Below are 23291 nucleotides of genomic sequence, written 5' to 3' on the forward strand. Positions count from 1 at the left end.
AAACATAGCCAACTGGCATATCTGATATGTGTCATGCTCGGTCGCCTTACAGTAACACAAGTAAACAAAACGCCTATGATCAAACCGATCACATCGGCAAAGGATGCTTTTAAACAGCTAATGCGGATGCTTTTACGTTAACCCCAATCATGCGAGGTGGATCATGCAATGTTTGGCCAATTCTAAAAGATTCCTGCTCTCTTCTGGTGTGCTCTTGGCAAGTGTCGGTGCTTTTGCTCAAGAGCCCATTCAACCGATTGAACCCGTTAAAGAAATTAACCTAGCCATGGCTGAGCTTGGCAAGAAGTTATTCTTTGACCCACGCTTATCGAAATCCGGTTTTATCTCCTGCAACTCCTGCCATAACTTAAGTATGGGCGGCACGGATAACCTAAAAACGTCGATTGGCGATCAGTGGCAGCAAGGTCCCATTAACTCTCCCACTGTGCTGAACTCTAGTTTGAGCTTTGTGCAATTTTGGGATGGCCGAGCAGCGGATCTTAAAGAGCAAGCCGGTGGGCCGATTGCCAACCCAGGAGAAATGGCTTCGAGCCATGGTTTAGCGGTAAGCGTCGTGGATTCGATCCCAGGTTATCAACGTGAGTTTCAGCAAGTCTTTGGCCAGCAGAGCATTTCGATTGATCTGATGACCGATGCGATTGCCGAATTTGAAAAAACACTGGTCACCCCTAATGCACCCTTTGATCAATGGTTGATGGGCGATGAGAATGCCATCAGCCCAACGGCCAAACAGGGCTACACCCTATTCAAAGAAAGCGGCTGTACGGCATGCCATAACGGCCCTGCGGCGGGCGGCAACTCGTTCCAAAAAATGGGCGTCATCGAAGCCTATCAAACCACTAATAGCGCGGAAGGCCGCGTCGCGGTAACCGGCAAAGACATGGATCGCTTTATGTTTAAAGTACCGACGTTACGTAATGTGGAGCGCACCTACCCATACTTTCACGATGGTGAAGCGGCGACGCTAACGGAGGCTGTGGATATTATGGGGCGCTTGCAGCTAGGACGTCAGTTTGCAGAGGACGAGAATGCCGCGATTGTGGCTTTTTTGAAAACCCTAACTGGCGATCAACCGACATTTACTATGCCGATTCTGCCACCGTCAGTGGACAGTACGCCTCAGCCAGAACCTTTTAATTAAGTGAAACATCAGCCAGTCCCCCATCAGATGACTGGCTGATCGACCACCGCTTGCAATGCTGCCAGCGTTGCTTCAATACAGCTCGTTAATTGTTGAATTTCAAGGGAATAGTCCTGCTGCAAGCCTTGTTGAGCCAGTTGCTCTAGCGCACGTAATTTAGCGGACAGTTGCAGCGCCCCAATCGCATCCGCATCTCCAGCGAGGCGATGGGCGATTTCGGAGACTTCGTAATCATCTTGCTCCGCGCGCATCTGCCGTAACTCCTCTAGCCCTTGCCGCATCGCTTTTTCCAAGCTTTGCACTAGCTTTAGCAAACGCTGCGCACCTAACGCGGACAAGTGAGAGCGGATTAGAGTCATATCAAGCAGTTCTGCGTTGGGCAGACTTTCCTCAGTCAGCTCTGGCGCTTCCGTTTGCGTGCGCATGGCCTGATGCAACAGGTCACGCTTAAAGGGCTTAGGTAACACCGCCAAAATGCCCGCTTCATGGCACTTTTGTACATTGGAGGGTTGCACATTGGCAGTCAGCGCAATCAAAGGCGTCGTTTGATTGGGTCCTTGTTGCTGACGAATATGCGTGGCGATTTCCAAACCGCTCATATTGGGCAAATGAATGTCCAACAGTATCAGATCAAAGCGCTGTTGCTGCACCGCCGTTAACGCTTGCTCGCCATTTTCAGCCAAGCTGACCTGATGGCCCTCTTGCGTTAACAGCTCAAGAGTCACCGCCTGATTAATGGGCGTATCCTCGACCAGCAAGATACGCATTGCTGGCAATGGCGTTTGCGCAACACTCATATCCGCCGTTGAGGAAAGTTGCTGCAGCGGAGTCAGGGGCACATAAACCCAAAAGACACTGCCGAGGCCCACTTCACTGCTAACGCCGATCTCCCCCTGCAAGGCGGTCACCAATTGCGCCGTGATCGCTAGGCCCAAACCGGTACCGCCAAAACGCCGAGTAATACTGTCATCCGCTTGGCTAAAACGCTCAAACAGCTGGGTTTGATAATGTTCGGGAATACCGATGCCGGTGTCTTCTACTTCAAAAATAACACCGTCACTAAGCTCGGGATCCTGGCTGGGTGCGACCGTTATGGTGACCTGTCCTTGCTCGGTAAACTTGATTGCGTTCGAGACGAGGTTCGACAAGATTTGCCGTAGCGCTCCCGCACCGCCGCGATAATGACTCGCCAGTTCGTCACTGATATTAAGGCTAATCTCTGTCTGCTGAGCTTGTGCTTGGGCGGAAAACAATAGACTGGTGGAGGTGACGAGCTCACGTATGGAAAACTCACTGATTTCGGGGCTAAACATACCCTCTTCTAGGCGCGCGTAGTCCAGTAACCCGTTCAAGATTTCAAGCAAGGCGTCCCCTGACTGATAAATCGCATCGAGCTTTTCCTGCTCCGCTGGGGCTTGGTCGGTGCGTTGCAGTAATTCCACCATCCCCATGATGCCGTTTAATGGGGTTTTAATTTCATGACTCATGGTGGCCAAGAACTGGCTTTTCGCACGGTTGGCTTGCTCGGCGGCTTCTTTGGCATCCTGTAGTCGCTGGGTGCGTCGTCTGACTTGGTCTTGCAGTTGATCACGATGGAAACGTAACTCCGCCTCGATCTGATCTTTTTGTTTAATGTCTTCAAGAATCGCTTCGCGCATTTCGTTTAACGCATTGACCACCGCATCGATTTCATCCGCCTGCGCTGACTTGGGCTTATGGGGCAGACGCAAGGCTTGCGTCAAATTCCCCGCGTCAATGGAGCGGGTATAGCGTGCCATATACTCTAAATGACGGGTCACCATAAAATGTACGATCAGCAGGAGCAGCAAGCCATTGATCAATACAAGAGCACTTTGGAATAAAGCGATCTCAATCGCTGAACGTAGCAAGCGTGATTGGATCGCGACCATATCGTGGTACACCGTTAGCTCGCCCAATAAGCGCTGCGTTTCTTGTCCAGAGCGATCAATGTAATAGATATCAAAGGTGGTGCCGTAGGCTTGCGCTAAATTCTCCGGCGCATCTCCAACCACAATGTCATCGCTCCAATCGGTCGAATGCAGCATCACCGCATTGACGTTGGAAAAGTTCATGATGCCTTTCAATTGCAGCAGTAACTGTTCCCGATCGAGATCCCATAGACCTTTGCGAATCCCTTCAATATGAGAGGAGGTAATAAAGTCGGTTTGCTGCTGTAACGCCAGTCGCTCACGGCGATATTCGTTGTAGACCTGAATGCTGGTGGAAATCAAAGCAAGCAACAAACTCAGGGAAATCAGCTTAATAAAGATACGATAGGCCAGCGGATGCGCCTGCTTATAGCCCACCACCTTACTGATCCAAGACGCTTGCTTCATGGCAACTCCTTGCGCGTCGAGGGTGTGGCCATGGATTCTAAATAGATAGCTCGATATTGCTCGACCCACTTAGGAATCGGACTTGGATCGGATAACAACTGGGCTAACGCTTGATTCAACTCGGGCAGGAAATGGATAAGGGGCGATTTTTTCGAAATCCCCACGTACCAGTAATCGCTGACATCGGTGGAAGTCGAGGCGATTTGCCCCGTCAGTCCAAGAACATCAATTTGCAACTGCCCCGAGAGCTGCCCCATGGGCACCACGTCTAGGCGGTTGTCTGCCAATTTATGCAAGTTCTGATCTTGGCTCGATACCCATTCGAGACTCGGATATTGACTCAGTGCGGCATCGGTTTTATCGCCAAAGCTGTCGCCCATCAGCACGCCAACACGCAGGCCCGCTAAGCTCTGCCAACCATTAAAGTTCACCGGGCGTTCGACGGGGAAAAACAGGTCAATGGCTTCGTGAAGCACGGGCGTTTCAAGAAACGTCATATAGTGAGTGCGCGCCTCGGTGCGAAATCCAGTCAATAGATCCACATTGCCTAGCTCCACTTCTTTGAGGCAACGTCGCCAATTACTGTTTTGGCGGGTATCCACCTGCACACCCAGTGAATTCAACATTTGTCGTACCACCTGGGTATTCACCCCTTCCACATGCCCTTCTTGCGTCACCCAAGAAGCGGGTGGATAAGCACTGGTACCACAAAGTTTTACCTTGAGATTGGCTAAGGTCGGAACAGCATTCTCTGAGTCAGCGGCCCAACTCTCGCTATGAAAGGCAAAGCCAAGCAGCGCGACAATTAAGGCGCGCATAACTCGTCTTCGATGGAAGATAAGCTAAACAAATAGCCGACCCCATGCACGGTGATAATCATTTGCGGACAGTTTGGATCTTCCGCCAACTTACGGCGAATGCGGCCAATTAATACATCAATAGTGCGATCGGTCGCGTTCCAAGTACGGTTTTTAATGCGATCCATTAATTGGTCACGGGATAAAGGGGTGCCTTCGTGCTCCATTAAGGTCAGCAATAGCTGGAACTCGCCTTCTGTAAGCTGAGTAATGGAACGATCTGCTTTGACCAATACACGACGGGAGGTGTCGAGCTGCCAAGGCCCTAGATTGCGCAAGGTAGGTTCGTCCGTAGGCTTAGCCATGGCTCGTTGCGCTTGCACTCGACGAATCAGGTTTTTGCCCCGCGCTAGAATTTCACGTGGGTTAAACGGCTTACACACATATTCGTCAGCGCCACACTCTAAGCCGATAATGCGGTCAATTTCATCCTGCTTACCAGTCACCAGAATAATGCCGATTTCCGAGCGCGAACGCAGTTCACGGGTCAAGGTCAGACCATCTTTTCCGGGCAGGCGGATATCCAGTAACACCAGATCAAACACGTCCTCTGCAAGGCGTAGCTCTGCGGCTTCGGCGGTCTCAACACCTTCGGCACTGTAGCCTTCTTCGGCGAAGTAACTTTGCAGTGTCTCACGCGTCACTAGCGAGTCATCGACGACAAGGATTTTGATTTCTGATGTCAGCATGGTCTGATCACAGTTTCACAATAAAAAAGGGAGTTGGTCATAATGCCGTCATACGACAAAGCAGTGATAGGACTATAGCAACTCATCTGACAAAAGATAAGCGCCTAGCCTACGGCCATTTGTGAATGGGTTGTAAACTCAAATCCAAGTTGTAAACCAGCTACCTACATTTGTATCAAACTCATAAACCCAGCGTCTCCAAGCGCCATACTCGCTACTTATTCCCATTCATGCGTCCGTCAGTGCACGCCTCAAAAGCCACCATCACCATCCTCGTTCGCGCCGCGCTGGTGCAATCGACCAAAAACAGGATGACTCACGTATAAAATTGATTTGTCTGGCTTTTCACAATGCCATTTCAAAGAAACATTTTGGTGCACAGCAACAGACGGCCCACCTGCGAGACAGTTTAGAAGGCGCTTTTATGAGCAGCTGCTTCAGCTCTTAAAACCCCTTTTAGACACATAAAAGTGCCTAAAAGATGCCATTTTGGCATCACATTGTTCATACAAAGTATTACGACCTGTTTGAGAATTCGTTGATCTAACTTGTTACAACATGGACTTACAAAAGTGCGTCGAGCAGCCTCAGCTGCTCCTCTAATAATAATGTAAGGAACAGGAAGGATTTATGGCGAATAAGGTGCAAACCCCAAGCTTTGGTCTGGCGTTGATTCCCGTCGTACTGACGCTAATCATTCTCGGCATTCAAATTTTCTACTTTGGCGATTTCACGCCACACATTCCACTGGCCATCGGTGTTGCCATCACTAGTTTGGTGGGGATTAAGCTGGGCTTTAAATGGAAAGAAATCGAGCAAGGCATGCTGCATGTGGTGTACGTAAGCTTACCCTCAATCGGCATTCTGATTTTGGTAGGTATGATTGTTGGCGTATGGATCGCCAGCGGTACGGTGCCTACCTTGATCTACTATGGCTTAACCGTGTTATCACCACAGATTTTCCTAGCCGCCGCCATGATTCTGTGTGCCGTGGTGTCTCTGTCTTTGGGGACCTCGTGGGGTACGGTCGGTACGGTCGGCCTAGCGCTAATGGGCATTGGTGCGGGCTTTGATATCCCAATGTACTGGACCGCAGGTGCTGTCGTATCGGGTGCGTTCTTTGGCGATAAGGTGTCACCGCTTTCGGACACTACGAACCTTGCACCAGCGGTAACGGGCACCGATCTGTTCTCACATATTAAAAATATGATGCCAACGACCATCCCATCCATGTTGATTGCACTGGTTATCTACCTAGTGGCAGGTTTCACGTTAATTGGTGATGGCGCGACATCATTTGACCGTATTAACTCAATCACTTCGGCACTGCAAGCCAACTTCGATATCTCTGCTTGGTTGCTACTACCAGCAGTGATCGTTATTGCATTAGCGGTGATGCGTATGCCTCCACTGCCATCATTGTTTGCTGGTGTTGTGGCAGGTGGTGCAACGGCTATGTTTGTGCAAGGTGCGAGTTTTTATGAAGTGATTACCTTTGCCAACAGCGGTTACTCGATTGAAACGGCCTCAGCTGAAATTAACAGCCTGCTCAACCGTGGCGGCATCCAATCCATGATGTGGACCATTTCCATGATTTTGATTGCGCTAGCCTTTGGTGGTGCTTTAGAAAAAACCGGCTGCCTAGAAGCCATTATTCGCGCCATCATGTCGAAAGTACGCAGCTTCAGCGGCCTACAAACGTCAGCAACCTTTACTTCGGTAGCAACGAACCTTGTCGCTGGCGACCCGTACCTATCCATTGCGCTACCTGGTCGTATGTATGCGCCGGTGTACCGTGGCATGAAGTATTCAACGCTGAATCTATCTCGCGCCACTGAAGAAGGCGGTACGCTGATTTCGCCATTGATTCCTTGGAACGCAGGTGGTGCCTTTGTCATCACAGCGCTAGGTCTCAGCATCGGTGACGGCAACTTTGAAAACCTATTGTATATCCCTCTGGCGTTCGCCTGCTGGATCTCACCCGTACTAGGTCTTTGTTATGCACAACTAGGTTTGTTCTCACCTAAAGCCACCGCTGAAGAGCAAGAAGAATGGAAGAAACAGGGGGAAACCATTACTACCTTTGATCATTCGGGCGAAGCCAATACTTTCACCGCAGGTGACGCCTCTTACGCCATGAAATAGAGATTTAACATAGACTCCCCCTAGCTTAAGCGTATCGCTCAAGCAAAAAAATCCCCGCTTGGTGCGGGGATTTTCCTATTCATTTCAAATGATTAGGCGGCGGTCACTTGCGTTTGCTTCACCTTTGGCCAGCCAAAGGCAATCGAAGACAACGCCACTAACGCTAATATCCAGCTGTACTGCACATGGGTAATTAGCTCCAATGGCGAGATCCCAGCCAGTGATGAAGCCAATAGAATCTGCGCACCGTAGGGAATCAAGCCTTGAATGACACAGGCAAAGATATCCAACAAGCTGGCACTGCGACGTGGGTCAACGCCATAACGAGTCGCGATGTCTTTCGCCACCGCACCGCTGATCAGAATCGCCACGGTATTGTTCGCGGTACATAGGTTGGTAAGCGCCACTGAGGCACTGATACTAAATTCACCCGCTTTGCGTGAGCCATCTTGAGCGCCAAAGCGACGACTGATGGCTTCAATCGTTTTCACGATCCAAGCCAAGCCACCTTGAGAAGACATCAAGCCACCTAGACCGCCGATCAACAAGGACAAGATCATAATCTCTTGCATGCCGGTGTAACCTGCGTAAATGTCTTTTGACAGACTCGCCACACTGTAATCGGCCATGCTGACTAAACCAATCACGCCCGCTAGGACAATACCTGAGAAGAGTACCAGCAAAACGTTGACACCCAAGATCGCCAGCAGCAACACCGCCACATACGGCAATACCAGCCAAATATTGTAGTCGGCAATGTCACCCACATGGGCTTGGGAACCTTGTAAGAACAACCACACTAGCACCAACAGAGCCGCTGGCAGGGCAATCTTAAAGTTCATGCGGAACTTGTCTCGCATATCACAACCTTGAGTACGGGTCGCGGCAATAGTGGTATCCGAGATGATGGATAAGTTATCACCAAACATGGCACCGCCCACGACCGCGCCGACTGTGGTTAACAGTGGTAGATCCGTGGCTTCTGCCACACCAATAGCAATGGGTGCAATCGCCGCAATGGTACCCATGGAAGTCCCCATCGAGGTCGCCACAAATGCGGTGATAATAAAGATACCTGGCAGAATAAAGCTTGGTGGAATGATGCTCAGACCAAAGTTGACCGTGGCATCAACACCGCCGATGGCTTTCGCCACGCTGGCAAAGGCACCTGCCAGTAGATAGATCAACACCATGGTAATAATGGTGGGATCGCCGACACCTTTCATAAAGGTTTCAATACGTGTGTTTAATGCACCACGACCCAAGAAAATCGCTAGCACTAAGGCTGGTAAGATCGCCACCGGGGCTTGGATTTGATAGAAGGCAAAATCAACACCTTGGCTTTGATACCAAAGGCCACTGCCCACAAAAAGTGTTAAAAACAGGACGAGTGGCAATAAAGCCACTGGGGTTGGTTTAGTCATAGCAACTGTTGTTTCCAGTATAAAGTCGTCAATTTCGTAGCTTTTGGCTACTGTTCGCGCTCATGATAGAGAAAGATAGAGGCCTTATCCAATATCAAAACGTGCTTTTTGAAATCCGTTTCGTTATAACCAAAATATCAAAAATATGGGCAGCATAAATTAAAACGAAATAAGCGATAGGAATTTTGTCAAAGCTGAGGTTTCTGTGCTCATGTTGTAAGATTTCTAGTGTGACATCGTCTAAACCAATAATAGCACTCTTACTTATTAAACAATCACTTAGAGACATGCCGATGAAAAAGCTCACACTGGCAGCCGTGCTCCTGATCATCGCCAGCCTATTATTTTGGCACTTCCATGATTGGCTGACACTGGAGGCCATGCAACAGAACCTTGACCAATTCCAACACTGGCGTGACCAACAGCCGCTGCTGGTGACCTTGGCCTTTTTTATCTTGTATGTTTTAGTGACGGCCTTATCAATTCCTGGTGCCACGTTAATGACCCTTGCTGGCGGTGCTTTGTTTGGCCTTGGCTGGGGATTGGCCATCATTTCCTTTGCCAGTACCTTGGGAGCGACCCTCGCCTTTATTGGCGCGCGCTATTTCTTGCGGGATTGGGTACAAAGCCGTTTTCAACAACGCTTAACCGCCATCAATCAAGGGGTGGCACAAGACGGGGCCTTTTACCTATTCACCTTACGGCTGGTGCCGGTGTTTCCGTTTTTCTTAATCAACCTCTTAATGGGGCTCACCCCAATCAAGGCTTGGACCTTTTATTGGGTATCTCAGCTCGGCATGCTGGCCGGTACCGCGGTGTACGTAAATGCCGGCACACAGCTGGCGCAGATCGATAGCCTCAGCAGCATCGTATCGCCTAGCTTGCTGCTGTCTTTTGCCCTGTTAGGTATCTTTCCTTGGTTTGCTAAGCTCTTGCTTTCCTTAGTAAAAAAGCGCCGTGTCTATCAAGGGTTCCAGCCCCCGAAACACTATGATCGCAATCTGATTGTGATTGGTGGCGGCGCGGCAGGGTTGGTAAGCGCTTACATTGGCGCCACCGTAAAAGCCAAAGTGACCCTGATCGAACAAGCCCATATGGGCGGGGATTGCCTTAACTTTGGCTGTGTGCCGAGCAAAGCTCTGATCAAAAGCGCTAAGGTCGCCGCTCAGATGCGCCATGCAGAGCGCTACGGCTTAACCAGCGTCACGCCTGAGTTTTCCTTCAAGCAAGTCATGGCACGCGTACAAGAAGTGATCCAGAAGATTGAGCCCCATGACAGCGTTGCGCGTTACAGCCAGCTGGGGGTAGACGTGCGCCAAGGCCACGCTAAGCTATTGGACCCTTGGCGCGTCGAGATCACAGACGAAAGCGGAAGTAAGCATACACTCACCAGTAAAAGCACTATTATCGCTACGGGTGCACGACCTTTTATTCCAGATATCAAAGGGTTAGCAAGCGTACCCTATGTCACCAGCGATACTTTATGGCAAACCTTCCAGGAGCTAGATGCGCCACCAAAGCGCCTCTTAGTATTGGGCGGCGGACCGATTGGCTGTGAGTTGTCACAAGCCATGCAGCGACTCGGCAGCCAGGTCACAGTGATTGAAAAAAGTGAGTATTTACTCTCGAAAGAAGATAAGGATATCAGTAGCTTAGTTCGTAAAACCCTCGAACAGGACGGTGTTCAGATCATCACAAACACCAGCGTAGAGCGCTTTGAACGCTCTGGGGACATTTCAAAAGCCTATTTAAAACAACAAGATGGCCAGCAAAGCTGCCTTGAGTTTGATGTTGTGCTGGTGGCACTGGGGCGCCAAGCACGCTTACAAGGCTTTGGTCTTGAAGAACTGGGTATCTCAGCCGATCGTACGATCGACACCAATGACTACTTAGAAACCCTCTACCCTAACATTCTCGCGGCGGGGGATGTGGCAGGGCCTTATCAGCTGACCCATGTGGCAGCACACCAGGCATGGTACGCCAGCGTCAACGCCCTATTCGGCCAATTTAAACGCTTCAAGGTTGATTATCGGGTGATTCCTGCGGTGACCTTTGTTGACCCGCAAGTGGCTCGTGTAGGCTTAAATGAAAAAGAAGCTCAAGCCCAAGGCATCGCCTATGAAGTGACTCAATACGATATCTCGGACTTGGATCGTGCCATCACCGAAAGCAGCGCTAAAGGCCTGATTAAGGTACTGACCGTCCCCAATAAGGATCGCATCTTAGGCGTCACCATTGTCGCCGAACATGCGGGGGAAATGCTGCCGGAGTTTGTCTTAGCGATGAAGCATGGGCTTGGCTTAAATAAGCTGCTTGGCACCATTCACGCCTACCCTACTTGGGCAGAGGCGAATAAATACGCCGCTGGGGAATGGAAAAAAGCTCACGCCCCTGAAAAGCTGATGCCATGGCTAGCGCGTTATCACGCTTGGCGACGCAAAGGCTAACGCCGAGTTACAGGCGTAGGCATTTCGCCTAGGCCTGCAAACTCCAGCTGAGAATAAACATTGCCACGGCCACCCAAACAGACATCACAGCGCCATAGAAAAGATTGGCTTTACCCAAGGTAAAATTATCGACACCGTATTTACCCGAGACCGATAAGTTAATGCCTGACAACGGACTGATCGAGGTGCCGACCGCCCATGCACATAAGGACACAAACGCTAGCAAGGTATTGTTTACATCATTAAATGGCACCACGGAACTCATCAACGAAATCCCAACAATCGGATGCAGGCCGAGCAAGGCAATACCACAAATAGCCAGGAAGCAGGCGTAGGCTTCGACAAAGCCAAACTCGGCAAACAAAGACCAACCTTCCCCTAACACACCCTTTAGCGCCAAGCTGACGGTGGTGGTTAAAAAGCCCGCTGCCAAAAACAGCGATAGCTCATTGGCCATGTTCGTCAAACGAATGTTGGCATGTTCCGTTAGGCGCTGCTTGGTATGACGCGGGCCATTGCGCATCAATAACAACACCATGACCGAGAGCGGGCTCAACAGGGTAACAATCGATAAGATCGCCACATTAGGCAGGATAAAGTAGTGAAACAGCAGCACCAGCAACGCCAGTGTCACAGGGAAAAACAACGAATTCAACGCTAACGGAAAGCCAATAAAATCGTCCATAGAGCCTTGGCGTTTAAACTCCCACAGAGACATCAAGCAGGCCACCACGGCAATCGGCACACCGATCATGGCCAAGTGATGGAATTCCGCTTGCGGCGCAATCGACAAGGCAACCGCCACCGAAGCAAAGAACGGCGACCACCAACCGGCGCTGGTTAACGCGCGCACCAGCACCGAAAACTGGGCTGTGGACATTTCTTTGGATAAGCGCTGTAACTTATCCCCAACCACAAATACCGCGGACATATTGATGACCGCCCCGAGCAGCTGAACACTGGCCCAAGTACTGACCACCCCTTTGCCACCGAGGACCGGTTTGCTTTGTTTTACGGTATCGGGCAATAAGCCCAAGAAAGACACTGCTGAAAGCATGGCCACAATGCCAAGGTTACCTTCAAGCAGATGCCAGAAAGGAATCGTGATGTCAGTGCCCAGAGCTATCGCCAGAGCCACCAGTCCCACACCGATCAATAAGCTGATTTGACGCTTGTTACGGCCATTGATACGGGGCCACGCGCTGATGCACACCAGCCAATAAATCAGTGCCGAGAACATCGATAAGCCGCTTAAGCCTGGGATGAGTGCCAATAGAAATAGGCAACAGCCGATCGCTACACCATAACCGGATAAGGTTTTGGCGCTGAGCTGATCCTTAGCAAGCTTATCGAAACGCATATGACATCCTTTTAAAATCGATTTGGCGCGAACGGTTTCGTATCAATAAAGGTACGTTGACCAGCGACCATTTCCGCGATTAAGCGCCCTGTGACCGGTCCAGTACTAAAGCCAACATGCTGGTGACCAAACGCCAACCAGATATTAGCTTGCTTTGGACACGGGCCAATGGCGGGTAACGAATCTGGTAATGTCGGACGATTGCCCTGCCAGAGGGAACCTTCCACCTGCTCGCCTAAATGCAATGCTTGACGCGCAAATGGCATCAGCTCACACAATTGATTAGGCGATAGAGGCGCCTCTTTGTCCTTCAGCTCCGAGCCACTGGTAACGCGGTAGCCTTGCGTGGTGCGCGCGATGACAAACGACTTATCAGCATCCAAGAACGGACGTTGTAGCAGTTTCTCATCCAGCACTTCAAAGTGTTGATGGTAGCCGCGCTCAAAACACATGGGCAGCGGTTTCGTCAGGCTTTTCAGCAGATCATTTGACCATGGCCCAGCGGCCAATACCAATCGGTCTGCGCGATATACGTTTTGCTCACCGTGCAACACAACTTGAGTCCCTTCGCGAGACAAACGGGAAACATTGTCGATCACTCGCTCGCCACCCAGAGATACAAACAAATCAATGTAGTGTTGCGTTACTTCCCCGGGATGATTAACCGAAGCGGCATCTTTGATGTGTAAACCGCTTTTGTAAATCGGCTTTAAGGCAGGCTCCAAGGCTTGGATTTGCTGCGCATCAATTTCCTCTACGGCAATGCCCAACTGCTTATAAATCGCCTGTTCATAGCCCGTACCGTGGACACCTGTCTCAGAGCGAAACAGCTTCAACCAACCACCTTCTTGCAAGCGTGCCATTTGCCCGCTCTTGGCAAGCCATTTCTTATGCTCAGGTAAGGCTTGGCGAATCAGGCTATCCAAGGCTCGGATATTTTTCTCCGAATTCGGCTCAAGCGACTGATACAGAAAGCGAGAGGCCCAGTTTGCATGTTTCAACAAGTAGCGGTAATCCAAGCGCACAGCCAGGCTTTTGTTAAACATGTACTTGTGCAAGCTTGGAATGAGGTTCTTATTATTCATCAAATAAGCAGAACTGCGGGCAATCACACCAGCGTTACCAAATGAGGTCTCTTTCACTTCACTTGAGCGATCAATTAAAGTAACTTTGAACCCCTTCTCGAGCAGATTCAGCGCACAACTGACGCCGACAATACCTGCTCCAACCACATAGACGCTGACCATCTAACTGCCTCTATAAAAAACTCGAAAATACTACGATTGAGACTCAAATAAATGTCAAATTTAGAGAAAAGCTTCTCTCTTGGCGTCATCATGCTGAACACGCACTTTCCGCGCGTGTTGGGTGACATCGGCAACCCTGACTCATTTAACTGTGAAGTCATCTATGAGCGTGTTCCATCGGCGACGGTGAGCGCTATAGTGAGTGCAAACGGGGTTGATGAGCGCACCAAAAATGATATTTTTGAGCGATTAATTAACCTTGAAGATCAAGGCGTGAACTTAATTGTGACCACCTGCGGCTTCTTAGGTGAAATGCAGCAAGAACTGAAAGAAAAGACCTCAGTGCCAGTGCTGACCAGTTCGCTGATGACGATCCCCTTCGCCCGAAATTTCTTGAACGAAGCGCAAGATAAAATCGGCGTATTGACCTTTGATGCCAGCAAATTGAACGCCAAACATTTTGGCGGTCACTTTGCCGACGATATCGTGATTAGCGACATTCCCAAAGGTGGCGAGCTGTATCAAACCATTAAGAACGATTTGCTGTCCCTTGATACTGATAAGGCCCAAGCCGAAGTGGTGCAAGCCGCCCGCGAGCTGGTGATTCGTAACCCTGACGTAAAAGTCTTGGTGTTGGAATGCACCAACTTATCGCCCTACCGTGCGGCGGTGGTCGAAGCGTTAGGCTTACCTACCTTCGACATCATCCAAGCGATTAACTGGTTTCAGCAAACACAAAGCGCCTAACCTCACCAGGCACGCCTACATGCGATGAAGGGTTACTTCATCGCATTCGGTAGGAAGGTGGCCAGCTCAGGCTGCCAGACCATGATGAATACCGCCAAAATCATCAGCAGGAACATCGGAAACGCCGCGCGTGCAATAAAGGCCATGTTGTGTCCCGTCATAGACTGCAACACAAACAAATTAAAGCCTACTGGCGGTGTAATCTGAGCCATTTCCACCACGATCATTAGGTAAATACCAAACCAGATCATGTCAAAGCCAGCCTGACGTACCAAGGGCTCAATTACCGCCATGGTCAGTACGATCGAAGACAAACCGTCTAGGAAACAACCCAAGATGATGTAGAACAGCGTCAGAATCACGATCAACATCAGCGGTGATAATTCCAACGCGCCAATGCTTTCCGCCAGATGACGTGGCAAGCCAGTAAAGCCCATCGCCAGAGATAGAAAGTGTGCCCCCATCAAGATAAAGGCAATCATGCTTGAGGTTTTCACCGCCCCCATCAAGGAGTCACGAAAGCTCTGCCAATCCAAACTTTTCTGCATCATGGCAATCACGAGTGAACCAATTACCCCCAAAACAGCGGCTTCGGTTGCCGTAGCAATACCGGTGTAGATTGAGCCAATGACACAGATAATTAACGCAATGATCGGGCTTAGGCTCACTAAGGCCAACAGCTTGTCACGCCAAGTGAAACTTAAGTCCGCGGTCTCACCATCTTTGCGAAAGAACGAACTGATCGCCACATAGCCCATAAACAATCCAGCCAGCATCAAGCCCGGGATAATGCCGGCGATGAACAGCTTGGCAATCGACTCGTTAACGGTGACCGCGTAGATAATCAAGGATACCGACGGCGGAATCAGCAGCCCCAAGGTGCCGGCACCCGCGAGTGTTCCGACGATCATTCGATCCGAATAACGGCGCTTTTTCAGCTCAGGAATGGACATCTTGCCAACCGTTGCCACGGTTGCCGCCGATGAACCCGAGATCGCCGCAAACACTGCCGAGCCGGTAATGTTTACGTGCAACAAGCCACCTGGCAAACGATACATCCATGGCGTCAAACCACGGAACAAGGTTTCAGAAAGCTTGGTTCGGAACAGAATCTCGCCCATCCAAATAAACAAGGGCAAAGAGGTCAAGGTCCAAGAGGAGATCGAGCCCCAAATAGTGATCGCCATGGCATCGCCTGTGGGGCGGCTAGTAAACAACTCCATGCCAACGATGGCACAACCAATTAAGGCCGCACCAACCCAAACACCTGCGCCTAACAGGAAGAACAATACGCCCAGTAACGAGGCGGCCAAAAGTACTTCATTCATGCCGCGGTTCCTTCTTCAATCGGCTGTTCCTTGCCTGTTAAATATTCAATGCAAGAATGCACCACGCTGATGGCAAACAACACAGTACCAAATGCCACCACTGCTTGCGGGATCCACAGAGGAAAGGCGATCGAACCGTCACTTAGTTCGTCGAAGTCCCACGAAAAGTAAGTTAAGCGGATCATGTAGTAAGCAAGATAAATGGTAATGGCAGCGGTCACGAACAAGGCAAACAGTGAACACAAACGTTGCTTTCTGATGCCCATTTTTTCAATAAACAAGGTGACTTGAATGTGCGCTTTGCCTCGGAAGGTATAAGCCAATGCCAAACAGTTGGCCGCGCCCATTAAATAGCCGGCTATTTCCGTTAGCCCAGGTACATACTGACCGATTAAACGACTGACAATACTGGTGACTACACATAGCGCCATAGACACTATGCACAACGCCGCTAAGGCACCGGAAAACTTATATAAGCCATCCAGTCCCTTACTAATTACATTACACGACATAGACTGGAACCTATTGAAAGGGAGAATAGTTGAGGGAGGCACTAACCTCCCCCAAAATACGATTACTTAGCGTTGTAGGCGTCGATGATTGCTTGACCTTCAGCGCCCGCTTCTTTCAGCCAGTCGCTGGTCATTTGCTCACCAATGACTTTAAATTCTGCCGTTAGCGTAGGGTTCGCTTCCTGTACGGTCATACCGTTCTTAGCCAATTCGCCTTTGTACCAATCTGCCAGTTCTTGCGCTTTCGCCCAGCCTTTTTTCTCCGCTTCAGCCGAGGCTTTCAGGATGATCTGCTGCGTTTCTTCAGACAATTGCTCCCAAGCACGCGTGTTGACAAACACCATGTTCTTCGGCAACCACGCCTTTACGTCATACCAGTAGTTTACGTGTTCCCACAGCTTCTGATCGTAACCAGTCGAACCGGAAGACAGCATACTTTCCGCCACGCCTGTGGCGAACGCCTGCGAGACTTCCGCCGCTTCTACTTTCGTTGGAATCGCACCCATCAGCTCAGCAATAGTCGAGGTCGCTGGGTTATAAGCACGGAATTTCAGACCTTTCATATCAGAGATCTGGTTGATCTCTTTGTTGGCATACAAACCTTGTGGCGGCCATGGAATTGAGTAAAGCAGTTTAAGACGATGCTTTTTCAGTACTTCTTCCATCGCCGGTTTAGACGCTTGGTACAGTTCCCAAGAGGAATCAAAATCCGTCGCTAGGAAAGGAATCGCATCCACAGAATACACTGGGCTTTCATTACTTAACGCCGACATTAGACGCTCACCAATTGGCGCCAAACCACGACGAACGGCACCGTAGATTTCACCACCTTTGAACAAAGAGCCAGATGGGTGCGTCACGATCTCGATTTCATCTTGTGCCGCAGAGACTTGTTCGGCGAACTGTTTCGCGATTTCTGAGTGGTAGTTCGTTGCCGAATACGCCAATGGCATATCCCAAGTGTCTGCCGCTAACGTTAAGCTAGAAAGGCTTAATGCAAGGCCGCCCACAATGGCCTTCGCACTCATTTTCAGTGTGTTCTTTTTCATTTTATATTTCCTATCGTGATATTTTTCTTTAGATGGTCAACAATCTAACCATCAGAGAATGCACATTGCATACCGAAAAATATCGGATTTAATTCAAGTCCCAACCACAAGTTGGAAAAATCGACGCATTGTATGATTTTCAGGTGAGTGTTATGCAGACAACAACGTTGATTTATGCAGTTTATGCACATTCAGCCTACTAAACAGTAGGTAAAAACGCGTTAGACAAGCATGCCTATGCCCACGCGGCTTTACCACGCGTAAGCCGTGAAGGCTCCGCAAAAAATTCGCAACTTAATCTCAGCTTAAGCTAGCAGCCCTAAATTGCCTCACTAAGATCATCCACTATTAGTAGGATTTATTGCTGTGCGTAACCTTTTGACTGCCCGCTACTCCATTAAGATTCAGTACCTTGTGGTATTGCTCGCGCTTTACTACACCTTGGTACTGAACCGACCATTATTGGGAGAACTGTTTCAATTAGGCCAAGACAGTGGCTTAACGCTGTTCCAATACAGCGCGCCTGTGCTGCTGTTCAGCCTATTGGCGTTGCTATTCAGTTTGGTCACGATTCCTTATCTGTTTAAGCCCTTTATGATGTTTTTAACCCTGACGTCGGCGGTGGCGCTTTACGGTGTCGAGCAGTACCACATTTCACTGGGTGTGAGCATGATGGAGAACGTGTTCGAGACCAATTCTAGCGAAGCGGGCACCTACTTAAATGCCAGCTCGATCGGTTTTATCTTGCTGTATGGTGTGCTGCCTTGTGTGCTGCTGGGCTGGTTCAAAATTGATTACCCGAAAGGTGTTTGGGGACAGTTCAAACCTCGCCTAGCGCTGGTTTTAGTAGGTGTCATCGGCATCGGCAGTGTCTTGGGTACGCAATATAAAAACTACGCCGCTATCGGTCGTAACAATCACTACTTGGGCGGCATGATTATTCCAGCACAGTTTTTTAACTCGATTAAATATCTGAATCAAACCTACTTCAGCACACCATTGGAATACATTTCTGTGGGGGATGACGCTCAGCTGGCGGCCAGTCAAAATAACAAACCTTCATTAGTGGTGATGATTTTGGGCGAAACGGCGCGCGCACAGAACTTCGCACAAAACGGCTACCAGCGAAAAACTAACCCTTATACCGCTTCAGAAGACTTAATTTCCCTGAACAAGGTCACCTCATGCGGCACTTATACCGCCTTGTCTGTACCCTGCATGTTTTCGGATTTGAAACAATCTGACTACGACAAAGCCATGGCACTATCGCGTGATAGCATCGTCGATGTGATTGCCAAGGCGGGGGTCGAGACCCTGTGGATTGAAAACGATGGCGGCGATAAAGGTGCGGCACAGCCAGAGCACATCGTTAATGCCAATGAATTAAACAGCCCGTTCTGTAATGCTGAGTACTGCTATGACGAAAGCATGCTAGCGCCAATGCAATCTTTTATCGAAAGCAAAAGCCAAGACAAGTTCCTCGTATTACACACCATGGGCAGCCACGGTCCGACTTATTGGCAGCGTTACCCTGCGGACATGGCAACCTTTGAGCCAAGCTGTAACCAAAGCGATATCGAGCATTGCAGTGACGAAGCGATTCGTAACGTATACGACAACACCATTGTGTATACCGATTACTTTATTAAGAAGGTGATTGAAACCCTAAAACCGTACCAAGATCAGTACAACATTGCGCTGACCTATGTGTCCGATCACGGTGAATCACTGGGAGAGAATGGTCTGTATCTGCATGGCACACCCTACTCTATGGCACCTGCAGAACAAACCCATGTGCCTTGGTTGTTCTGGTTGCCAGAACAATACGCCGAGGCGAAAGGCATTAACCGTACTTGTGTTAGTCAAATGGCTGCACAGGATGCGTTCTCACACGACAACCTGTACCACTCGTTACTGGGCTTATACGGTATTAAAACCCAAGCTAAGGACAACCAGCTAGACATGTTTAATCAATGTACTAACTCGTCGTCACACGCATGACGCACGATGCGAAAGCCGTTTTTACCGGCCTCTTTGGCATCATATAAGGCATGATCCACATAGCGCAGGGACGCTTTGTGGAATTGCTTATAGTAAGTCGTACCACCAATGCTGATGGTGACAGCGGGCCTATCATCAGCAAACTGCTCACGCACTCGGGTAACCAGCTGCTCTAGCAACGTCATAAATACGGCGGGCTGGTCCGCGTAGTGCACCACAATAAACTCTTCGCCACCCCAACGCCCAACGACCCCAGCATTGGCAACCACCTCTTGTAAAATACGTGCCGTCTGTTGCAGCACCTCATCCCCTTTTTGATGGCCAAAGGTATCATTCACTCCTTTAAAATCGTCGATGTCCACCATGGCAATAAATACCGACTCTTGTTCTGAGTCGAGCAACAGGTCTTCTATATAACGGCGGTTAAATAACCCAGTCAAATCGTCTTTGGTCGCTAAAACGGCCAGTTGCGCATTGGCCTCGTGCTGAAGTTTCTGCGCCGTTCTTCGGCTCGCTTCATAATGACAAGCGAAAGCAAACAGCCCCAAGTAAATCATAATGATGTTAGCAAACGCTCCCACATGCCATTGTGTCGGCTGCCACGTTTCGCCTTGCAGCAGCATTAAACCAACCACCATCAGCAAATAAAACGCGCTGATCAGGGTGCCACGCACGTAGCCTAAAAGGAAAATACTCAATGGCGGACAGACAAACGCCCAGGCAAGGTTATAGCCCTGATTGCCTTTAATCAGCATGACCGAGAAGCACACCAACACCACCAAACTCATCAGAATATAGCGCGCCAACTGCGGACGCTTGAACCTTAACAAAGACACTAATGAGGCTAGACCCAGGCAAACCGCTACAGCGTCCGCCATCAGTAATGGCGGATAAAAACGCAGTACTGTATTGTAAAAGCAGTAAAATGCAGCGATCAGGGTACAAACAAGAGTACAGCTAAAGGTAAGGCTCAGCTGACGATAATCAGCGTGAGTGGGCGTTACATCAAGGTATCGCTTTAAAACGTACTGAATCAGACTCTAATCCTCTAAACGTTCACGCACCGCAATTTTGTAACCATTTTTGCCAGTGAGCTTCACTTCGTACAGAGCTTCATCCGCTGCTCGTAAGGTTAATTTATGGTCGAAACCTTGGTGGAGACTGCCACCGATACTAATGGTAACGGGGCGAGAGACGCCAAAACCATGTTCACTGACACGTCGCACCAATTCAACCAGTAAGCGCTCAACTGTCTGAGCATCACTGCTATCAAACACAATAACAAACTCTTCGCCGCCCCAACGCCCCACAACACCCTGACCTGCCACAATGTGTCGCATTAACTGCGCCAACGCCACTAACACATCGTCGCCAGCGTTGTGACCAAAGTCATCGTTAATATGCTTGAAGTCATCGACATCCACCATGGCTAGGTAGAGCGCATCGCCTTGATGAGACAATAGATAATCTTCGATCGAGCGGCGATTTTTAAGCCCCGTTAAGGCATCAGTCGAGGCCAAATGGGCGAGTTTTTGGTTGGATGCTTGCAACAATTTGTGGGCCGAGCGACGGCTAGCTTCGAAATAACAGGAGAACATAAATAGCAGTAGATAAATGGCCACTACATTGACCGCAGAACCGATATTCCAAGGTGCCGCTTGCCATACGGCCAGCCCTTGCCAACCAATCCAGGCCACAATCCCCAAATACACCAAGCTAAACAGCGAGCCCCATAGATAACCAAGCAAGAACACACTCATCAATGGGATGATCATCGCCCACGCCATGGTGTACTTAGCATTCACCCTAGACAAAATAACCGCCAATACTACCCCAGCCGCCATCAGTAATAGGATCCATGAGGCCAAGCGAATACGCTTCAATCCCAACAGCACAAACAAGGCGAGTGAGCCTAGTAAGGTACCGACCAAATCGATGAGAAACATTTTTGGGTAATCAAAGATCAGGGTGTTGTAGAAGCAGTAAAAGGTAGTGATAGAGACACAAGAAATGGCGTAAATCAAAATGAGGCTGACGTGTCGATACTGCTCATTTTGTTTGTCGATGCCCAAAAACCGAGACATTAAATACTGAATCATATGGCTCTTCTCTCCCTATCACGCCAAACCTGAAATAGATTACGCCGAAACCATGAACAGAACATGGCAATCATCAAGTAACACGCAACCTCCGCTCCATTGACGTTGCGTGTGACCACATTAATTCTTTTGCTGACGGGCATGATATACCGCAAAACCATTACCTTTTAGTAACGTCTGATGCTTGCTTAAGGCCGCATCCATTAGCGGTGGGTAACGCAGAAAGTCATTCGCTACGACAAATAACTCGCCGTTTAAGGTCAGATGTTTTTTCACCTCAATAAAGAAGCGCTCAGCAATCGAGTAATCTGTGCTGATACCGGTATGAAACGGCGGATTGGTGATCACATAGTTGTAACGACCTTTGGCATTCGCCAAACCGTTGGAGGCGATCAGGGTCAAGGCATCACTGGCGTGGTTGGCCGCAAAGGTCAACTCCGTCGCTTTTAGCGCCAACGCCGAATCGTCCAAAGCACTGATGTTAGCGCCCGTTTTCTTATGCAACCAGATACTGATAATGCCATCACCACAACCAAAGTCGAGCAAGCGCGCATTTTCTACGCCACTCATAAAGCGATGTTGCGATAATTGCTCTAGTAGCAAGGCGGTGCCTTTATCCAGCTTGCCATGACCAAACACGCCCGGAATGCTGCACAGGGTGAAGCTCTGTCCTGCCACGTCTTGTTGCCAAGTGGTGATCCAGTCTGCAAACACAAATGGCTTGGCTTCACCAAGCTTACGACCACTGAACAACAAACAGTGCTTAGCGCTGTCGACCTTGCCCACTTCTTCTAACGGCGCAACAAGGCGCTTCATAGACGACTTCACGCCGCTTTTGTTATCCCCTACTAACCAGACTGAGCCACCTTGTTTGAGCACGGGCAAGGTCGCCGCTAACAAGTAGTCCAGCAGCTCTTTGGCTTTTGGTTGATAAATAATGACGTGGTCAAAATCGGACGCTTTGTCTGCTTGCCATTGTTCTCCAAAATGCAGCACGTGCTCCGCCATGCCTACACGAACCAGCTGTTCATGGATGGCGTGCGATTGACACCAAGCAAAGACTTCAGCATCACGGCTCAGGTCTCGTGGATAAGTGTCTTCTGGATTGGCAAACAATACCTTGCCAGAAAACTGCGCGGCATTACGCTCTAGCAACAAGCTAGGGGGATTAAGAGTCATAAGATGGCGTTAGCTCATGTAAAGTCAAAGTCGAGACTGGCGCCAACCAAGGGTTAAGCAGCTCAGTCGATAATTCGGTTTGGGCCCGCGGGTAAATCGGCATAGGACGGTCATTTACCGAAGGCGATTGCCAACCTTGGGTTAATTCCACGAAGTCGCGGGCAAAGTGCTCACCGTGCTCTAAACACCCCGATAGGATCACATCCACGTAGCTAAGTACGATCGGATACACCTGACAAGGAGCCACCACCTCTTCTGCGTGATAGACCCAATAGGTACCTTGCGGTAACGCTTCATTGTCATAGGGTTGCAATTGATGTTGCGCAATCTGCGAACGCTGGTAGCCCTGCTCCCGCTCATCGAACAAGGGAAACTGGTCTTCGGCCACTTCGATTAAAACTCCGTTACAGGCTTTGTTGTCTGCTTTTAGAACCGCTACGGAACTCATGCCCAGCGCTTTGGACATGACCGCCCAAGAACGTTCGTAACCATGTAGTTTCACTGGCCAGACACGGCCTGTTTCACCGGTTTTTGCACGGCTTTCTGAGCTGATTAGGCTGCCATAGCCAAGGATGTAATGACGACTCATGGGCCCTCCTGTAGACGGGATAAGCAAGAATGATTTTCAAGTCGTCATAATAACGTGCTAGGCGGGAGGAGGCTAGATTATTAGCGTAACCTAGCCTTG

General features: G+C 49.6%; 18 protein-coding genes. 5 read left to right on the forward strand and 13 right to left on the reverse strand.

Annotated elements, in window-relative coordinates; genetic code table 11:
- The first annotated feature begins 163 nt into the window (after positions 1-163).
- Positions 164-1162 carry a cytochrome-c peroxidase gene (locus ACOSVP_RS13715; protein ID WP_487348054.1) on the forward strand — a complete coding sequence of 333 codons (999 nt, stop codon included), beginning with the start codon at positions 164-166 and terminating at the stop codon, positions 1160-1162.
- Between the two features lie 23 nt (positions 1163-1185).
- On the opposite strand, the gene ACOSVP_RS13720 is transcribed toward ACOSVP_RS13715, so the two are convergent.
- Genes ACOSVP_RS13720 through ACOSVP_RS13730 form a run of 3 tightly spaced genes read right to left on the reverse strand, consistent with a single transcriptional unit; the run spans position 1186 to position 5065 of the window.
- Positions 1186-3519: an ATP-binding protein gene (locus tag ACOSVP_RS13720; RefSeq protein WP_487348055.1), complete on the reverse strand. Its 2334-nt coding sequence runs from the start codon at positions 3517-3519 to the stop codon at positions 1186-1188.
- On the reverse strand, positions 3516-4337 hold the full coding sequence (locus ACOSVP_RS13725) for a substrate-binding periplasmic protein (RefSeq protein ID WP_487348056.1): 822 nt from the start codon (positions 4335-4337) through the stop codon (positions 3516-3518). The genes ACOSVP_RS13720 and ACOSVP_RS13725 overlap by 4 nt, the downstream gene beginning before the upstream one ends.
- Positions 4325-5065: a response regulator gene (locus ACOSVP_RS13730; RefSeq protein ID WP_487348057.1), complete on the reverse strand. Its 741-nt coding sequence runs from the start codon at positions 5063-5065 to the stop codon at positions 4325-4327. Before ACOSVP_RS13730 ends, ACOSVP_RS13725 begins: the two co-directional genes overlap by 13 nt.
- Positions 5066-5695: 630 nt before the next feature.
- Here ACOSVP_RS13730 and nhaC point away from each other — a divergent pair.
- Complete coding sequence (gene nhaC / locus ACOSVP_RS13735; protein WP_487348058.1) at positions 5696-7210, forward strand: Na+/H+ antiporter NhaC; 1515 nt, start codon at positions 5696-5698, stop codon at positions 7208-7210.
- 92 nt (positions 7211-7302) lie between these two features.
- On the opposite strand, the gene ACOSVP_RS13740 is transcribed toward nhaC, so the two are convergent.
- Positions 7303-8634 carry a Na+/H+ antiporter NhaC family protein gene (locus ACOSVP_RS13740; protein WP_487348059.1) on the reverse strand — a complete coding sequence of 444 codons (1332 nt, stop codon included), beginning with the start codon at positions 8632-8634 and terminating at the stop codon, positions 7303-7305.
- A 293-nt stretch (positions 8635-8927) separates the two neighbouring features.
- Here ACOSVP_RS13740 and ACOSVP_RS13745 point away from each other — a divergent pair, with 293 nt between their 5' ends.
- On the forward strand, positions 8928-11081 hold the full coding sequence (locus tag ACOSVP_RS13745; RefSeq protein ID WP_487348060.1) for a dihydrolipoyl dehydrogenase family protein: 2154 nt from the start codon (positions 8928-8930) through the stop codon (positions 11079-11081).
- Between the two features lie 28 nt (positions 11082-11109).
- Here ACOSVP_RS13745 and ACOSVP_RS13750 read toward each other — a convergent pair whose 3' ends face one another.
- On the reverse strand, positions 11110-12441 hold the full coding sequence (locus ACOSVP_RS13750) for a hypothetical protein (protein ID WP_487348061.1): 1332 nt from the start codon (positions 12439-12441) through the stop codon (positions 11110-11112).
- Between the two features lie 11 nt (positions 12442-12452).
- The gene (locus ACOSVP_RS13755; RefSeq protein WP_487348062.1) at positions 12453-13688 is read right to left on the reverse strand and encodes an NAD(P)/FAD-dependent oxidoreductase; all 1236 of its coding nucleotides are present in this window, start codon (positions 13686-13688) and stop codon (positions 12453-12455) included.
- A 51-nt stretch (positions 13689-13739) separates the two neighbouring features.
- Here ACOSVP_RS13755 and ACOSVP_RS13760 point away from each other — a divergent pair, with 51 nt between their 5' ends.
- Positions 13740-14435 (forward strand): aspartate/glutamate racemase family protein, encoded by a 696-nt coding sequence (locus tag ACOSVP_RS13760; protein WP_487348063.1) that lies wholly within the window; start codon positions 13740-13742, stop codon positions 14433-14435.
- A 32-nt stretch (positions 14436-14467) separates the two neighbouring features.
- Here the strand turns inward: ACOSVP_RS13760 and ACOSVP_RS13765 are convergent, their stop codons facing one another.
- The 3 genes from ACOSVP_RS13765 to ACOSVP_RS13775 form a co-directional block, all read right to left on the reverse strand.
- Positions 14468-15763: a TRAP transporter large permease gene (locus ACOSVP_RS13765; RefSeq protein WP_487348064.1), complete on the reverse strand. Its 1296-nt coding sequence runs from the start codon at positions 15761-15763 to the stop codon at positions 14468-14470.
- Complete coding sequence (locus ACOSVP_RS13770; RefSeq protein WP_487348065.1) at positions 15760-16275, reverse strand: TRAP transporter small permease; 516 nt, start codon at positions 16273-16275, stop codon at positions 15760-15762. Before ACOSVP_RS13770 ends, ACOSVP_RS13765 begins: the two co-directional genes overlap by 4 nt.
- A gap of 62 nt (positions 16276-16337) precedes the next feature.
- Positions 16338-17324, reverse strand: a complete 987-nt coding sequence (locus ACOSVP_RS13775) for a TRAP transporter substrate-binding protein (RefSeq protein ID WP_487348066.1) — start codon at positions 17322-17324, stop codon at positions 16338-16340.
- 366 nt (positions 17325-17690) lie between these two features.
- Here ACOSVP_RS13775 and ACOSVP_RS13780 point away from each other — a divergent pair, with 366 nt between their 5' ends.
- Entirely contained in the window at positions 17691-19325 is a 1635-nt protein-coding gene (locus ACOSVP_RS13780) for a phosphoethanolamine transferase (protein WP_487348067.1), read from the forward strand.
- On the opposite strand, the gene ACOSVP_RS13785 is transcribed toward ACOSVP_RS13780, so the two are convergent.
- The 4 genes from ACOSVP_RS13785 to ACOSVP_RS13800 all read right to left on the reverse strand — a co-directional run bounded on the left by ACOSVP_RS13785 (position 19295) and on the right by ACOSVP_RS13800 (position 23192).
- Positions 19295-20362 (reverse strand): GGDEF domain-containing protein, encoded by a 1068-nt coding sequence (locus ACOSVP_RS13785; protein ID WP_487348086.1) that lies wholly within the window; start codon positions 20360-20362, stop codon positions 19295-19297. The genes ACOSVP_RS13780 and ACOSVP_RS13785 overlap by 31 nt on opposite strands.
- Positions 20363-20365: 3 nt before the next feature.
- Positions 20366-21424, reverse strand: a complete 1059-nt coding sequence (locus ACOSVP_RS13790) for a GGDEF domain-containing protein (protein WP_487348068.1) — start codon at positions 21422-21424, stop codon at positions 20366-20368.
- A 120-nt stretch (positions 21425-21544) separates the two neighbouring features.
- A complete protein-coding gene (locus ACOSVP_RS13795) occupies positions 21545-22603 on the reverse strand; it encodes a methyltransferase (RefSeq protein WP_487348069.1) in 1059 nt (352 codons plus the stop codon).
- A complete protein-coding gene (locus ACOSVP_RS13800; protein ID WP_487348070.1) occupies positions 22593-23192 on the reverse strand; it encodes a gamma-glutamylcyclotransferase family protein in 600 nt (199 codons plus the stop codon). The genes ACOSVP_RS13795 and ACOSVP_RS13800 overlap by 11 nt, the downstream gene beginning before the upstream one ends.
- Positions 23193-23291: the final 99 nt, after the last annotated feature.

The sequence above is a fragment of the Marinomonas sp. HM11-D genome (assembly GCF_057626615.1).

What these genes read in the sequence shown, in the direction of transcription:
- ACOSVP_RS13715 (WP_487348054.1), top strand. Translation starts at nt 164, where the DNA reads ATGCAATGTTTGGCCAATTCTAAAAGATTCCTGCTCTCTTCTGGTGTG.
- ACOSVP_RS13720 (WP_487348055.1), bottom strand. Translation starts at nt 3,519, where the DNA reads ATGAAGCAAGCGTCTTGGATCAGTAAGGTGGTGGGCTATAAGCAGGCG.
- ACOSVP_RS13725 (WP_487348056.1), bottom strand. Translation starts at nt 4,337, where the DNA reads ATGCGCGCCTTAATTGTCGCGCTGCTTGGCTTTGCCTTTCATAGCGAG.
- ACOSVP_RS13730 (WP_487348057.1), bottom strand. Translation starts at nt 5,065, where the DNA reads ATGCTGACATCAGAAATCAAAATCCTTGTCGTCGATGACTCGCTAGTG.
- nhaC (WP_487348058.1), top strand. Translation starts at nt 5,696, where the DNA reads ATGGCGAATAAGGTGCAAACCCCAAGCTTTGGTCTGGCGTTGATTCCC.
- ACOSVP_RS13740 (WP_487348059.1), bottom strand. Translation starts at nt 8,634, where the DNA reads ATGACTAAACCAACCCCAGTGGCTTTATTGCCACTCGTCCTGTTTTTA.
- ACOSVP_RS13745 (WP_487348060.1), top strand. Translation starts at nt 8,928, where the DNA reads ATGAAAAAGCTCACACTGGCAGCCGTGCTCCTGATCATCGCCAGCCTA.
- ACOSVP_RS13750 (WP_487348061.1), bottom strand. Translation starts at nt 12,441, where the DNA reads ATGCGTTTCGATAAGCTTGCTAAGGATCAGCTCAGCGCCAAAACCTTA.
- ACOSVP_RS13755 (WP_487348062.1), bottom strand. Translation starts at nt 13,688, where the DNA reads ATGGTCAGCGTCTATGTGGTTGGAGCAGGTATTGTCGGCGTCAGTTGT.
- ACOSVP_RS13760 (WP_487348063.1), top strand. Translation starts at nt 13,740, where the DNA reads ATGTCAAATTTAGAGAAAAGCTTCTCTCTTGGCGTCATCATGCTGAAC.
- ACOSVP_RS13765 (WP_487348064.1), bottom strand. Translation starts at nt 15,763, where the DNA reads ATGAATGAAGTACTTTTGGCCGCCTCGTTACTGGGCGTATTGTTCTTC.
- ACOSVP_RS13770 (WP_487348065.1), bottom strand. Translation starts at nt 16,275, where the DNA reads ATGTCGTGTAATGTAATTAGTAAGGGACTGGATGGCTTATATAAGTTT.
- ACOSVP_RS13775 (WP_487348066.1), bottom strand. Translation starts at nt 17,324, where the DNA reads ATGAAAAAGAACACACTGAAAATGAGTGCGAAGGCCATTGTGGGCGGC.
- ACOSVP_RS13790 (WP_487348068.1), bottom strand. Translation starts at nt 21,424, where the DNA reads ATGATTCAGTATTTAATGTCTCGGTTTTTGGGCATCGACAAACAAAAT.
- ACOSVP_RS13795 (WP_487348069.1), bottom strand. Translation starts at nt 22,603, where the DNA reads ATGACTCTTAATCCCCCTAGCTTGTTGCTAGAGCGTAATGCCGCGCAG.
- ACOSVP_RS13800 (WP_487348070.1), bottom strand. Translation starts at nt 23,192, where the DNA reads ATGAGTCGTCATTACATCCTTGGCTATGGCAGCCTAATCAGCTCAGAA.